This is a genomic window from Kiritimatiellia bacterium, assembly GCA_026417735.1.
GTDB lineage: Bacteria > Verrucomicrobiota > Kiritimatiellia > PWTM01 > PWTM01 > CAACVY01.
Genome location: JAOACR010000014.1, coordinates 43694 through 57055, shown reverse-complemented (window position 1 = coordinate 57055; position 13362 = coordinate 43694). Strand labels below are relative to the sequence as shown.

The following is a 13362-nucleotide window of genomic DNA, read 5'->3' as shown; positions in this document are numbered from 1 at the left end:
GGAACTACGAGCATCCCATCGAGTTTCCGCAGTTGTAGCAGCGATAGCAGGCGCCGTTGCGGACGGTGATCGCACCGCACTGGTCGCAGACCGGGGCGTCCTCCATGAAGTGCCGGAACTGCGCGTCGATTCGGTCACTGGCTGGCTCTGGCCGGGCCGGTTTCGCCGGCGGCGCACTGGTCGCGGTCCCGGACATGGTGCGGCGCTCGGGCGTGTCGTTGCTCGAGGTGGCGCCGGAGTCCGGCTCCGACGGTTCGCGGCGCTCGATGAAGGTCAGCGCCATCCAGCGGAAGATGTAGTCGGTGATGGACTTTGCGATCGGAATGTCCGGATTCTTCGTGAAGCCGCTGGGTTCAAACCGCGAGTGCGCGAACTTTTCGACCAGCGTCTTCAGCGGCACGCCGTACTGGAGGCAGAGCGAGATGGCGGTGCCGAAAGAGTCCATCAATCCGCCGATGGTGCTGCCCTCCTTCGCCATCGTGATGAACAGCTCGCCGGGCGTGCCGTCGTCATACAGGCCGACGGTGAGGTAGCCCTCATGGCCGACGATGTCGAACTTGTGGGTGATTGAGCGTCGCGTGGTGGGCATGCGACGGCGCAGCGGGCGTGCGCGTGCGCCGTTGCCGCCCGGTGCGGCGGCGGCCGAAACGGTGGCCGCGGAGGGCTTCCGTTCGCCCTCCTTCGCAGTGCTGACCGGCTGGCTGCGTTTGCTGCCGTCGCGGTAGATCGCGACCGCCTTCAGGCCGAGTTTCCAGCCGGTCATGTAGACCTGCATGACGTCCTCCACCGTCGCAGAGTTCGGCATGTTGACGGTTTTGGAGATCGCGCCGGAAAGGAACGGCTGCACCGCCGCCATCATTTTCAGGTGGGCGAGATAGTGGATGCTGCGGCGCCCGTTGCGGGGTGGGAACGCGCAGTCGAACACCGGCAGATGCTCGGGTTTCAGCCCGGGCGCGCCCTCGATCGTGTCGGTGCGGTCGATGTGGTCGACGATCGCGGCGATGGTGCGTTCGTCGTAGCCGAGACGGCGCAGCGCGAGCGGGACGGTGCGGTTCACGATTTTCAGTAGCCCGCCGCCCGCGAGCGTCTTGTACTTGACCAGCGCAATGTCCGGTTCCACGCCGGTGGTATCGCAGTCCATCATGAAGCCGATGGTGCCGGTGGGCGCCAGCACGGTGACCTGGGCGTTGCGGAAGCCGTGCGTGCGGCCTGCGGCGAGCGCGGCCTCGGCGCGTTCGATTGCGGCGGTGCGCAGCTCGGGGGGCGCGAGCGTCGGGATCGCGAGCGCGGCGTTGCGGTGCAGTTCGAGCACGCCGAGCATCGGCTCGCGGTTGCGCTCGAACGCCTCGAACGGCCCGAGCGCCTCGGCGAGGCGGGCGGAGTGCGCATACGCGTGCCCGTGCATCAGCGCGGTCAGGCAGGCGGCGACCGCGCGGCCCTCGTCGCTGTCGTAGGGCAGCCCCATCGCCATCAGCAGCGCGCCGAGGTTCGCGTAGCCGAGCCCGAGCGGCCGGTACCGGTGGCTGTTCAGCGCGATCCGCTCGGTCGGATAGCTGGCGCGGTCCACGATGATTTCTTGCGCGGTGATGAACGTTTCCACCGCGGCGAGGAATCGCGGCACATCGAACACGCCGGTCTCCTCACGCCAGAACTTCATCAGGTTCAGCGAGGCGAGGTTGCAGGCGCTGTCGTCGAGAAACATGTACTCGCTGCAGGGGTTGCTCGAGTTGATGGGGCCGTCGGCCTTGCAGGTGTGCCAGCGCTGGATCGTATCCTCGTACTGCACACCAGGATCGCCGCAGGTCCAGGCGCCCTCCGCGATCCACCGCATCAGGTCGCGCGCACGGTAGGTCGGCCCGGGCTTCGAGGGATCGGTGACCCAGCGGGTGGTCCACTCCCGATCCTCTTCCACCGCGCGCAGAAACTCGTCGGTGACACGCACACTGAGGTTTTCGTTCTGAAATGCGACCGACGCGTAGGCCTCGCCGTTGAAGCTGCCAGAATAGCCCTGTTCGATCAGCGCCCAGGCCTTCTTCTCCTCATTCAGCTTGGCGAGGATGAACTCCTTGATGTCCGGATGACTGATCTTCAGCGTGTTCATCTTTGCGGCGCGCCGGGTTTTGCCGCCCGACTTCACGACGCTCGCGATCGCGTCGTACACCTTCAGAAACGAAAGCGGGCCGCTCGGCTTGCCGCCGCCGCTGAGGCGCTCGCGCGACGACCGCAGCGGCGAGAGATCTGTGCCGCTGCCGCTGCCGTACTTGAAGAGCATCGCCTCGCTGCGGGCGAGGTCCATGATGCTCTCCATCGTGTCCTGCACCGACTGAATAAAGCAGGCGGAGCACTGCGGGTGCTCGTACTGGGTCAATGCGCGCTGCACCGCGTTCAGCTCGCGGTCGAAATACCACAGGCCCGGGCCGCCATCTCGCCCGACGCCGTACATCTGGTACAGACCGCAGTTGAACCACACCGGCGAGTTGAACGAGCCGTACTGATGCAGGCAGAGCCAGGCGAGCTCCTGATAGAACGACTCCGCGTCGGCCGCGGACGCAAAGACGCCGTCCTCAAGACCCCAGTCCGCGATGGTGCGGGCGACACGGTGAACGAGCTGACGGACCGAATGTTCGCGCTCGGGCGAGCCGTGCGGCCCGTAGAAGTACTTCGACGCGACCACATTGGTCGCCAGCTGCGACCAGAACGCGGGCACCTCGACGTTGCTTTGCTCGAAGATCACCTCGCCGCGGTCGTCGGTGATTTGCGCCTTGCGCGTTTCCCAGGTGACGGTGTCAAAGACGTCGCGTGCCGGATCGGTGAACACGCGCTGCCAGCTCAGCGGCCGCGGACGCCGACCGCGCGCGCTGCGCGGCCGCGCCGTCGCGTCCACACTGCGGGCCGCGGTGGACTGATCGTCGGTGTTCGTCGGAGACAATCGTCCGCCGTGTTCGATCATCGAAGAGATCCTCCGGGTTTCATGATCCGCGTTTTCACCTCGGCCGTCCAGCTCCGCCACTCGCGGGCCAAACCACAACCCATAGGCGAGCGCGGACAAACTCTACACCGAATGTTGGGGAACGCAATGCCCGCTGCGGCCGGTGGATTTCGGAGGGCCGGCGGCGGGTTCCCGGCCGTAGGTGCCAGATGCCCACGGCGATGGTGAAACGGCTTTTCTTTTGCGGTGAGGCCGGCAGAATGTGCGCGATTCCAAGGGTTGGACGGGCTGGCGGTGAGTGCTTCCAAGCCTTGGAGGCGGGAGGTGCCGGTGTGGGTGCGGACGGGGTTGGCGGCGGCGGTCCGATGAGCGATGCGGATGTGCTCGCGATTCTGCGCGAGACCGGCGCGGTGCTCTCGGGGCATTTTGAGTTGCGGTCGGGACTGCACAGCGACCAGTACGTGCAGTGTGCGCTGGTGCTGCAGTGGCCCGCGCATGCGGCGCGGCTGTGCGGTGAGCTGGCGCGGCGCGTGCGCGCGGCGGGGTGGACCGCGGATGCGGTGATCGCGCCGGCGATGGGGGGGTTGTTTGTGGGCCACGAGCTGGCGCGCGCGCTGGGCGTGCGGTCGATTTTTGCGGAGAAGCAGGAGGGGCGGCTCGTGTTGCGCAGGGGCTTCCGAATCCGGCCGGGCGAGCGGTTTCTGGTTGCGGAGGACGTGGTGACGCGCGGGGGGCGGGTGCAGGAGACGCTCGACATTGTGCGCGAGGGCGGCGGGATCGCGGTGGGCGTTACAGTGCTGGTGGACCGCAGCGGGGGCGCGGCGCAGTTTTCGGTGCCGCTGATCTCGCTGTTGAGGATCACGCCCTCGACGTGGGCGCCGGCGAGCTGTCCGCTGTGCGCGGCCGGCTCACGAGCAGAGCATCCGGGAAGCTGAGGAAGCGCCGCCGGGGCGGCGGGAGGTGACGCACATGGTGGAACGAATCAAGGTGACGCTGGACGAGCGGGACATTCCGCGGCAGTGGTACAACATCGCGGCAGACTTGCCCAAACCGATGCCGCCACCGATCCGACCGGACGGATCTCCGGTGCGGCCGGAGGACCTGGCGCCGGTCTTCCCGATGAACATCATCGAGCAGGAGGTCTCGACCGAGCGTTGGATTGATATTCCGGAGCCGGTGTTGGACAAACTGCTGCTGTGGCGGCCAACGCCGCTGTATCGGGCGCGCGCGCTCGAACAGGCACTGAAGACGCCCGCCCGGATCTACTACAAGAACGAGGGCGTCTCTCCCGCCGGCAGCCACAAGCCGAACACCGCGGTGCCGCAGGCCTACTACAACAAGGTGTTCGGCATTCAGCGATTGACCACCGAGACGGGCGCGGGGCAGTGGGGCAGCGCGCTGGCATTTGCGTGCCGGTTGTTCGGGCTGCAGTGCCGCGTCTACATGGTACGGATTTCGTTCGATCAGAAACCGTTTCGCAAGATGATGATGCAGACGTGGGGCGCGGAGTGTTTGCCGAGCCCGAACCCGGCGACGAAGACCGGTCGGGCGATCCTGGAGAAGGATCCGAACACCCCGGGGAGTCTTGGTATTGCGATCAGCGAGGCCATTGAGGACTGCGTGACCTCGCCGAACACGCGCTATTCGCTGGGCAGCGTGTTGAACCATGTGTGCCTGCACCAGACGATCATCGGTCTGGAGGCGAAGAAGCAGATGGCGGCGTTCGGCGAGTATCCGGACATTGTGATCGGCTGCGCGGGTGGCGGGTCCAACTTTGCGGGGATCAGTTTTCCGTTTGTGTGCGACAAGATTCATGGCCGCGATCTGCGGGTGATTGCGGCGGAGCCGGCGGCGGCGCCGCGCATGAGCATGGCACCGTACGTGTATGACTCGGGCGACGTTGCGATGATGACGCCGCTGCTGCCGATGTACAGCCTCGGGCACACATTTGTGCCGCCGCCGATCCACGCGGGCGGTCTGCGCTACCACGGCATGGCGCCGCTGGTTTCCCATTTGCGCCGGCTGGATTTGATCGAAGCGGTCGCGTTGCCGCAGCTGGAGTGTTATGAGGCGGCGGTGATGTGGGCGCGGACCGAGGGCTTCATTCCGGCGCCGGAGACTTCCCACGCGATTGCGGCCGCGGTCCGGGAGGCGCGTCGTGCGGCGGAGGAGGGGCGGGAGAAGGTGATCCTACTGAACTGGTCCGGGCACGGGCTGATGGATCTGACGGGTTACGACGCGTTTCTGTCGGGCCGGCTGCAGAACTACGTGATGACGGAGGAGGAGATGCGGCGTTCGCTGGAGGCGGTGGCGAACCTGCCGAAGCCGCCGCCGCTGGCGTGAGGCGGCCGCCGATGCCTCCTGCGCCGGCCGGCGAGATTGAGCTGGTGCTGGCCAGCGCTTCGCCGCGGCGTCGTGTGCTGTTGCGGCGGGCGGGCTATCGGCCGCGGGTCGTGGTGCCGACGGTGGACGAGCGGCCGCGCCGGGGAGAGTCGCCGGCGGACTGTGCTCAGCGTTTGGCACTGGAGAAGGCACGGGCGGCCGCTGACGGGCTCGCTGCCGCCCGCCGGCTCCGGGTTGTACTGGCGTGCGATACGGTGGTGGCGCTCGGCGGTTGCATCCTTGGCAAGCCGAGGGATGCTGCGGAAGCGCGGCGGATGCTTCGGCAACTCAGCGGCCGCTCGCACTCGGTGATCACTGGCGTGGCGCTGATCCGGCAAGCGCCGGGCCAGCGGCCGCGGCGGCGAGTATTCGCGGTGGAGACTCGAGTGCTTTTCCGCCGTCTCTCGGCGGCGGAAATTGCGGCGTATGTCCGCAGTGGTGATCCCATGGACAAGGCCGGCGCGTACGGGATTCAGGAGGGAGCGGCCCATTTTGTGCGCGCGGTGTGCGGCTCAGTGACGAATGTGATTGGGCTGCCCCTGGCGGAAGTGGTCGTGGAGCTGCAGCGGCTGGGCGTTCGGCCGAGCCCGGACATCGAAGGCCGCGCTTAGGGGCGGTAACCGCCTTCGAGAGGGAAGACGTTGCGCAGGTGCCGGACGAGCGGCTTGCCCTGATCGGGCCGACCAACGACCTCGACCACATCGAAACGAAGATAGGCCGGTGGCGGGCCGCGGTATCGTCCGCGGAGAAAGCGCACCGCGGCCCTCGAGAGATGGCGGCGTTTCGCCGGCCCGACCGCGCTCACCGGCGGGCCAAACTCTTCAGAGGCGCGGGTCTTGACCTCTACGAAGACCAGCGTGTCGCTGTCCCAACCGATGAGGTCCAGCTCGTCACGTCGGCCGACGCGGACGTTCCGGCCGATGATCCGAATGCCGGCGCGCCGAAGGTGGCACTCGGCGACCCGCTCGCCCCACTCGCCCGGTCGACGCGGAGACACGGGGCGAACGAAGAGGCCTAAACGAAGGATCGCCCGCTCAAACCATTTCCACATGAACGAACGGCGCCGCGGGGGGGTTACGGCAGGCCCGGCTCGACGATTTCACCGGTGCCAACCCACTCGTCGTACCAGCGGAAGTTGCGGACGAACGTCCGGTGCATGAGCTGTCCGCCGATATTTTCCTTGTAGGGGTCGCGCCAGATCGTTGCGAACGCGCGGTGGCCGGCGAGTCGGGTGACGGAGGTGCTGCCGCTCTCTGGGTCGGTGAACTGCTCGAGAGACTGTCCCGCGATGAGGGCCATGATCAGGTTTTGCCGGATACCGAGCAGCCCATGGGTGTTGCGGATGAGGCCTTCCCGGGCGAGCCAGGAGGTGATGCGCGGCACGGCGGTGCCTAGTTCCGGAACGTTTCGAATGTCCGACATGTTGATGAATCCGACGGAAGGACGTCGGCTGACGATCCAGCCCGCCAGCTCCATGGCCTCGGCGGGGTTCACGGGGTTGCCGGCGCTGCCGCTGAGGCGTATTCCTGGCGCCAGCTCCACCGGGCACATGTGGAACGCGGTGGCCAGGACGTTGGTGATGCGGGTGTTGATGTTGACCAGCCCGTGTCGGGGATATGGGAACAACGTGAAACGGTCCAGCACGGGCATGATCGCCACGCTGCCGCCGGCGGCGGGGAAGAACGAAATGGTCGTCCAAGGCCGGTTCCGGTGAAACAGAAGGTACCCCAGTTCGCCGATCGAATAGAGCGGGCCGTTGCTGACGTACATCACCCATTCGCCCTGCTCCTTGGCGGCTAACCGGTTGATCCTGTTCAGAGTGGTTGCGTCGGGATCGAAGGGGTTGCTCAGCGCGCGGGCCTTGTATGAATAGGGCCAGTGGGTCGTGTTCCCGAGCAGCCAGTTGATGCGCGGGTCATTGCACTCCCAGCCGCAATAGAAGGCCTGAGGTGAGTTGATGTTCCTGCTGAGATATTCATCCATCGGCAGCGAGGCGACGACCCCGCCCGCAGCGGGCGAGAGGCGGTCCAGTACGACGCCATTGGGCAGCGTGACGCTCCAGTCTTCAATCACGAAACGCTCGGGCGCCACCGCGTTGGTGTTGTCCGCGGACATGGTCAGGTTCATCGCGTAGGTGGTGATCTGCGGGCTGGTCGGATCTGCCGCGGCGGTGGCGTGGTTGCGGACCCACCAGTTTGGGTTCCATCCGATTGTCATGACTTCATTGAAGGTTTTCGGCTCGAACGTGCCGCCCTCGAGGCGGCCGCGGAAACGAAGCTGAATCGGGGACGGCGGTGCCGAGGCGATCGAATTGCTGGTGAACAGGAACGGGAAGAAAAGTTCGGTATGAATGCGGAACCGCAGAAGATACTTCGTTCCGCTGGCCTGATACACGCAGCCGATTTGCAGCTCGTTGAGCATCGGCACCGGTTCGGTGCAGAACGAGTCGGCGTTGTTCTCGCCCGGTTTGATCGTTTCTTCGAGACCGCCCGGCACATAGTCGCTGTCGACGTAATCAATCAAATTGTTCACGAACATGTCGACCTCGGAGGACGGGAGGATTCCCTGACAGGCGGCGCGGATTTCGTTGATGCGCGCGGCCAGCTCTGCGCCGCCCCCGCGCAGGTCGGTCTGGGGCTTTGCCTCTCGGGTGGCGGCATCCGCATAACCGGGGAGGAAGTACGAGAAGGGGAAGAAATTGGTGGCGATGATGTTCAACATCGGCGCGGTACCTTCCCAGAGGTCCTGCCAGGCGAGCGCCGGTCGCATGTCGGCGAGCGTTTCGATGCGGCCGTAGGGTTTTCGCCGCGGCGTGCCGATGCGGCCATCGTAGATGAAGCGCTCGCGGCCGGTTCTCAATTCCCGGAGGATCGGGTTCGTCAACGCCAATTCCGTCACGTTGGTCCCGAACATTCGCGGCTGGCTGCGGGCAAGCTCCGGGACCATGCTGTAGTTGCCGTTCGGGTCGAGAAAGCCGCTGACGTCGATCAGCATGTAGCAGAACTGGCCAATCACTTGACCTTCGGGGCTCTTTACGCGGATCCAGCGGACGTTGTTCGTCTCGTCCCGCGCCCCGCCGCCCGCGGGGCCGCCGACGATCGCGCTGGGGGTGAACCACACGCCGTAGCCGACGAGCATGTCGTTCAACCCGGAACCCTGTCGGTCGGGGTGGTAGCTGTTCTGGCCGGAGTGGATCGTATATTTTGTCCAGTTTGGCGCGACCCACTGAGCCGATTCGGAGTCGCGGTCGATGTGGTAGAGCGCCTCGGCGAGGCCGTAGTAGGTCATTTCGATCGCGCCGAGGTTGTCGCCACCCATCCGGGCGGCGCGGTGTTCGGTGCGCATGGTCGTCGCGAAGCTGATGCCGAGAATCGCGAGCATCGCCATCAGGCCCAGCACGATCACCAGGGCGATGCCGCGGCGGCGGTCGGCGGCTGCGGTGGTCACGGCGTCGGTCTCCCGAGGATGTTCATGCCCGGCACGTTGTGGGGATAGGCGCGATGGACGTACCGTCGCACGTTGCGATCGAGGAAGTTGTTGCGCGTGCCGCCGGTGAGGTTCGCGGCCTTGATCGCGTCGTCTTCATCTAGCAGGTACAGCACGATGTCAAACCACAGCGGCGGCGGATCGTAGCGGGAGTCGTAGCTGTCGCGCCGCACGGGCTGGCCGCCGGGGCCGGGCAAATAGGTGTAGATGTTGAAGCGCGCGACGTGTTCCGCCATCACGTTCGTGATGCCGACGGTGAACGTCTCGGCCCAGGCGGGGTCGCTGTAGGCGCGAAAGGTGGTCCACGACTCGTCTTCGGTGACCACCCGCAGGAGCAGAAAGCCGATCGGCGGATTGGTGGCGGGGCGGAAGAGGGCGTACCGCGTCTGCTGAATGTCACGGTACGGGCGGGACGCGTTGAGGCTCTGAAACCACTTGTTTTCCGCGCGGTGATCGAACGAGGCGAAGGTGACGGTGTGGCTGAGATTGCCGTACAAGTCCTGCGCGCCGTTCGCGACTCGCATCTGCAGCACTGGATCCACCATCGCCATCGTCAGCTGCCGACCGATCAGCTCCAGCGATGCGCGCGCATTGATGTCCTGTTCGACGCGGCGGCTGCCGATCTTCCACATCTGAACGCTGTCGTTGAACAGCCGGGCGGCCATCAACACGATGATCGAGAGGATCGCCATCGCGGAGAGAACTTCGATCAGACTGAAGCCGGCCCGGTGCCTCCGGTTCATGGGGCCCCCTATTGCATTCGGATGTTGTAGATTTCCGTCACATAGATCCGGGCGAGCGACGGGTCGGTCGAGCCGTAGCGGCCCGGCCAGAGGTACAGCGTGAACCGCTTCAACCGCTGCGGCACCCGGTCCTCGATGATCAGCCGGTAGCGCATCGCATGGTCAATGGTCTCGCCGGTGCCGCCGGTCGCGGCGGGGATGTTGGCGGCCATTACCAGTTCGCGCACCGCGCCGTCGGGGAAGATTTCCGCGGTGGTGCTGCTACCGCTCCAGATGCCGGGTTCCACCCCGGGCACGCGGACTCGCAGCGAGGAGTTGATCGAATTCCATGACTGCGTCACCGCCAGCGCCCGGTAGCTTCGGAAGATCATTTCGCCGATCAGGCCGGCCTGCGTCTCGAAGCTCGCCATTTGCGCTTCGGCGAGGCCATGGGGGAAAAGCGAAAACGCGCCGAGCACTCCGATCGAAATCACCAGCAGTGCGAGCGCGATCTCGATGAGCGTGAAGCCCTGACGGCCGCAGACACGTCGTCGGAAGATCATGGGTTCGGCGGAAGCTCCGTGATTTTCGTCCGTCCGGTGAGCGGTCGCACCTCGATCATGTACGCCGGTGCATTCGGCTGTTTGAAGTACTCCAGAAGCGCGGAGGTTGACGGATCGTAGCGAATGGTCCCCTCCGTGATGATGATCGCCGGGTCGGTCATCGCGTCGGGCTGATGCAGCCGGCCGTTCGGGTGAAAGCGCATGCATGCGACCAGTTGGTCCACCTGGTTCGATGCCTCAATCGGAAAGGGAATCCCGGAGACGTTGTTAGTATTGCTGCGGTCGAACACGTTGAGCACTCGGGGGTAGGCGGGGGGCTGCCGGTCGCGGTCGAACACAATGCCCCGCGGCAGGTGGTACCACTTTGCGAGCATACGGCTCCATCGAGCGGTGGTGCCGATGAACATCGCCGAGTAGCGGGTCGCGCCGAGGTTCGTCACGGCGGAGAAATTCACCTGATCGTCCGGAAAAACCACGAAGCAGAGAGTGCGATCGGTGATCGAATACTGCCGGGCGAGCGCGAGGGTGGATTTGATCGTCATCAGAGCCGCCCGCATCTTCGCGCCGCGACCGATTCCCTCGAACGCGACGACGGTGATCGCCAGCATCATGCCCATGATCCCGACGACGACGAGCAGCTCGACGAGCGTGAACGCCCTTCGAATCATCGCGCGCCGCCGGTCCACCCGTCGGCTCCAGCCACCGCGAACCACCGATGCGCTCATCGGTCAGCCTCCCCAGGAGCGCACGTCGTCGGCGCGGTTGGTGGGGGTGGTGTCCTGCCGGTCAGGTCCCCGGGACCAGACCACCACGCTGCGCCCGAAGACCACCCCGTACGGGCCCGCGCTGATCTGCCGATCGTTGTTGAAATCGGCGAAGACGCGGAACTCGGTGTCCCACGGGTCGAGAAAACGGCCGTCGGAGGTCAGCGCCTTGTCGGGGAGGTCCATGAACGGCAGTCCCTTGGGGTTCCACTGGGCATCGAGTCCCCTCAAGATGCGCCAGAGAGCGACGTAGTCGCTGCCGGTGTACTCGCGATCGCCGGCGCCGCTTTGCTGGAGCGGGAACCGCCCGTATTCGTTCTGGTAGGCGTTCATCGCAGCCTCGATCGCGGCGACCGCGCGGCCGGCCTCGTTGCGTTCGGCGGCGAGCCGTGAACTTCGAATGGTGGGGTAGAGCAGCGCGACCAGAATGCCGATGATGCCCATCACAATGAGCATTTCGACCAGTGTGAACGCGGTCGCGCGGAGGCTTCGCCGACTCCGAATGGCGCGCCGCCGTCGGTTTCGCGTTCGGCTGGGCGGACACGTCATCGCGCACCTCGGGTTCGGAGCGGCGGCGCCGCCGCAACGGGGCCTACCGCTCTCCATCTGCATTATCGGCTCGCGATACACGAATGCAAGCTGTGCCGCCCGCGGCCGCGCTGTCCATCCCCGGCTCGGGAAGGGTGGCGGGTTGCGGGGCTTCAAAAATCGGGCACGATGACGGGATGCGGATGTTCATTGAGCGGCTGACAAATCTCTTTTGGCTGTGGACGGTACTGGGGGTGGGGTGGGCCTGGTGGCGGCCGACGGATTTCACGTGGTTCCTGCCCTACATTGCGCCGGGGCTGGCGGTAATCATGCTCGGCATGGGGCTGACGCTGACGGTGCGGGAATTTCGGGAGGTCGCTCGCCGCCCGGTGGTGGTTGGCAGCGGGGTGTTCGCCCAGTATCTGATCATGCCGCTGTGCGGTTGGCTCATCGCCCGGCTCTCGAATTTGCCCGCGGGTCTGGCGGCCGGTCTGGTTCTGGTGGCGTGTTGTCCGGGCGGGACCGCCAGCAACGTGATCACGCATTTGGCGCGCGGCGACACGTGTCTGAGCGTGCTGATGACGATGTGCTCGACGTTGCTGGCGGTGGTGATGACGCCGCTGTTGACCGGATGGCTGGCCGGTCAGTACGTGCCGGTGGACCGCGCTGCGCTCATCCGCGACACGGCGATGGTCGTGCTGCTGCCGGTTGCGGCGGGCATTACGATCAACCAGATGTCCGGCCGGTATCTCGGCGTGGTGAAACGAATTTCGCCGCTCATCTCAGTGGTGGGGATCGTGCTGATCGTCGGCGCGATCGCGGGCGCGCAGCGGCGGGTGATCCTGGAGAGCGGCGTGCGGCTGGTTGGTGCGGTGGTTGCGCTTCATGGGCTCGGATTTTCGCTGGGGTATGCGCTGGCACGCGCGTGGGGATATCCGGTGATGTGGAGGCGGACGATCAGCATCGAAGTCGGCATGCAAAATTCGGGGTTGGGTTCGGCACTGGCGAGGAACTTGCCGCATCCGGCGGCCGCGGCGCCCGCTGCCATCTCGGCGTTCTGCCACTGTGTGATTGGGGCGGCGCTGGCGGCGTGGTGGCGGTTGCGCCCGGCGCCTCCGCTGGCACAGGATGGAAGGCAGCCGGCCACGGGAGGCGGGCCGGCGCCAGGGAAGGAGAGCACATGAATCGGGCGGGTGGCGGCGTGGGAAAGCGCGCGGCAGTGATCGCGGCGTTGGTGCTGGGCATCGGGGTCACGTCTCGCGGCGCGGGGCCGGCGGCGACCAACGGTGGCGAGGAGGGATTTGTCCCTCTGTTCAACGGACGGGATCTGGAGGGATGGTTGGCGGACGGCAGCGGGTACGAGGTGCGCGACGGGCTGCTGATCTGCCCGAAGGGGTGCAAGAACAATCTTTTTTACGGGCGGGAATTCTCCGACTTCGTGATTCGGTTTGAGTTCCGGCTCACACGCGGTGCGAACAACGGCCTGGCGATCCGAGCTCCGGAGCGAGGAAATCCGTCGTATGACGGTCTGGAGATTCAGATCATTGACGACGACAACTACTTTGAAGTGCACAATTACCGACTTCAGCCGTGGCAGAAGCACGGCTCGATCTACGGAGTGGTGGCTGCGACGCCGGGAGCGCTGCGACCGCCGGGAGAGTGGAACGAGCAGGAGGTGCGGGCGGTCGGCAGTCGGATCACGGTGGTGCTGAACGGCCGCACGATCATGGACGCGGATCTTTCGCAACTGAGCGGCACCGCAGATGGCAAGGGGCTGGATCAGCACGGCGGCGTCCACCGCCGGTCGGGGCGGATCGGTTTTCTGGGCCATGGGGACGAGGTGGCGTTCCGCAACATTCGGATTCGCGATCTCGCCGGCGCTGGGGGAGGGCCGACGGGCCGCTGAGTTCGGGCGGAGTCGGGCTGCGGATCGCGTCTGGAGAGGGCGCTTGCCCGCGACGGTGCGGGGGCCTACCATCGCGCGACGC

12 protein-coding genes are annotated in these 13362 nt (G+C 65.9%); 5 read left to right on the top strand and 7 right to left on the bottom strand.

All coding sequences use genetic code 11. The features are described from left to right. Positions 1 to 4: 4 nt before the first annotated feature. Positions 5 to 2950 carry a vitamin B12-dependent ribonucleotide reductase gene (locus N2652_07475; protein MCX7819027.1) on the bottom strand — a complete coding sequence of 982 codons (2946 nt, stop codon included), beginning with the start codon at positions 2948 to 2950 and terminating at the stop codon, positions 5 to 7. A 344-nt stretch (positions 2951 to 3294) separates the two neighbouring features. On the opposite strand from N2652_07475, the gene pyrE reads away from it, so the two are divergent. The 3 genes from pyrE to N2652_07460 are packed head-to-tail and all read left to right on the top strand — an operon-like array spanning position 3295 to position 5922. Continuing rightward, a complete protein-coding gene (pyrE, locus tag N2652_07470; GenBank protein MCX7819026.1) occupies positions 3295 to 3864 on the top strand; it encodes an orotate phosphoribosyltransferase in 570 nt (189 codons plus the stop codon). A gap of 34 nt (positions 3865 to 3898) precedes the next feature. Further along, on the top strand, positions 3899 to 5272 hold the full coding sequence (locus N2652_07465) for a TrpB-like pyridoxal phosphate-dependent enzyme (protein MCX7819025.1): 1374 nt from the start codon (positions 3899 to 3901) through the stop codon (positions 5270 to 5272). An 11-nt stretch (positions 5273 to 5283) separates the two neighbouring features. Further along, complete coding sequence (locus tag N2652_07460) at positions 5284 to 5922, top strand: Maf family protein (GenBank protein ID MCX7819024.1); 639 nt, start codon at positions 5284 to 5286, stop codon at positions 5920 to 5922. Here the strand turns inward: N2652_07460 and N2652_07455 are convergent. The 6 genes from N2652_07455 to N2652_07430 are packed head-to-tail and all read right to left on the bottom strand — an operon-like array spanning position 5919 to position 11395. Beyond that, complete coding sequence (locus tag N2652_07455) at positions 5919 to 6362, bottom strand: YraN family protein (GenBank protein ID MCX7819023.1); 444 nt, start codon at positions 6360 to 6362, stop codon at positions 5919 to 5921. The two genes, N2652_07460 and N2652_07455, sit on opposite strands and share 4 nt — an antisense overlap. A 23-nt stretch (positions 6363 to 6385) precedes the next feature. Beyond that, entirely contained in the window at positions 6386 to 8758 is a 2373-nt protein-coding gene (locus N2652_07450; protein MCX7819022.1) for a pilus assembly PilX N-terminal domain-containing protein, read from the bottom strand. After that, positions 8755 to 9540: a prepilin-type N-terminal cleavage/methylation domain-containing protein gene (locus N2652_07445; protein MCX7819021.1), complete on the bottom strand. Its 786-nt coding sequence runs from the start codon at positions 9538 to 9540 to the stop codon at positions 8755 to 8757. The genes N2652_07450 and N2652_07445 overlap by 4 nt, the downstream gene beginning before the upstream one ends. An 8-nt stretch (positions 9541 to 9548) precedes the next feature. Continuing rightward, entirely contained in the window at positions 9549 to 10082 is a 534-nt protein-coding gene (locus tag N2652_07440; protein ID MCX7819020.1) for a prepilin-type N-terminal cleavage/methylation domain-containing protein, read from the bottom strand. Beyond that, positions 10079 to 10807 carry a prepilin-type N-terminal cleavage/methylation domain-containing protein gene (locus tag N2652_07435; GenBank protein MCX7819019.1) on the bottom strand — a complete coding sequence of 243 codons (729 nt, stop codon included), beginning with the start codon at positions 10805 to 10807 and terminating at the stop codon, positions 10079 to 10081. The genes N2652_07440 and N2652_07435 overlap by 4 nt, the downstream gene beginning before the upstream one ends. Before the next feature lie 3 nt (positions 10808 to 10810). Continuing rightward, positions 10811 to 11395: a type II secretion system GspH family protein gene (locus N2652_07430; protein ID MCX7819018.1), complete on the bottom strand. Its 585-nt coding sequence runs from the start codon at positions 11393 to 11395 to the stop codon at positions 10811 to 10813. Between the two features lie 176 nt (positions 11396 to 11571). Here N2652_07430 and N2652_07425 point away from each other — a divergent pair, with 176 nt between their 5' ends. Further along, entirely contained in the window at positions 11572 to 12558 is a 987-nt protein-coding gene (locus tag N2652_07425; GenBank protein ID MCX7819017.1) for a bile acid:sodium symporter family protein, read from the top strand. Continuing rightward, positions 12555 to 13280: a DUF1080 domain-containing protein gene (locus N2652_07420; protein ID MCX7819016.1), complete on the top strand. Its 726-nt coding sequence runs from the start codon at positions 12555 to 12557 to the stop codon at positions 13278 to 13280. The genes N2652_07425 and N2652_07420 overlap by 4 nt, the downstream gene beginning before the upstream one ends. Positions 13281 to 13362 lie beyond the last annotated feature (82 nt).

Bases quoted from the DNA above. Each gene is read 5' to 3' on its own strand.
- N2652_07475 (MCX7819027.1), bottom strand. From the start codon at position 2,950: ATGATCGAACACGGCGGACGATTGTCTCCGACGAACACCGACGATCAG.
- pyrE (MCX7819026.1), top strand. From the start codon at position 3,295: ATGAGCGATGCGGATGTGCTCGCGATTCTGCGCGAGACCGGCGCGGTG.
- N2652_07465 (MCX7819025.1), top strand. From the start codon at position 3,899: ATGGTGGAACGAATCAAGGTGACGCTGGACGAGCGGGACATTCCGCGG.
- N2652_07460 (MCX7819024.1), top strand. From the start codon at position 5,284: ATGCCTCCTGCGCCGGCCGGCGAGATTGAGCTGGTGCTGGCCAGCGCT.
- N2652_07455 (MCX7819023.1), bottom strand. From the start codon at position 6,362: ATGTGGAAATGGTTTGAGCGGGCGATCCTTCGTTTAGGCCTCTTCGTT.
- N2652_07445 (MCX7819021.1), bottom strand. From the start codon at position 9,540: ATGAACCGGAGGCACCGGGCCGGCTTCAGTCTGATCGAAGTTCTCTCC.
- N2652_07440 (MCX7819020.1), bottom strand. From the start codon at position 10,082: ATGATCTTCCGACGACGTGTCTGCGGCCGTCAGGGCTTCACGCTCATC.
- N2652_07435 (MCX7819019.1), bottom strand. From the start codon at position 10,807: ATGAGCGCATCGGTGGTTCGCGGTGGCTGGAGCCGACGGGTGGACCGG.
- N2652_07430 (MCX7819018.1), bottom strand. From the start codon at position 11,395: ATGACGTGTCCGCCCAGCCGAACGCGAAACCGACGGCGGCGCGCCATT.
- N2652_07425 (MCX7819017.1), top strand. From the start codon at position 11,572: ATGCGGATGTTCATTGAGCGGCTGACAAATCTCTTTTGGCTGTGGACG.
- N2652_07420 (MCX7819016.1), top strand. From the start codon at position 12,555: ATGAATCGGGCGGGTGGCGGCGTGGGAAAGCGCGCGGCAGTGATCGCG.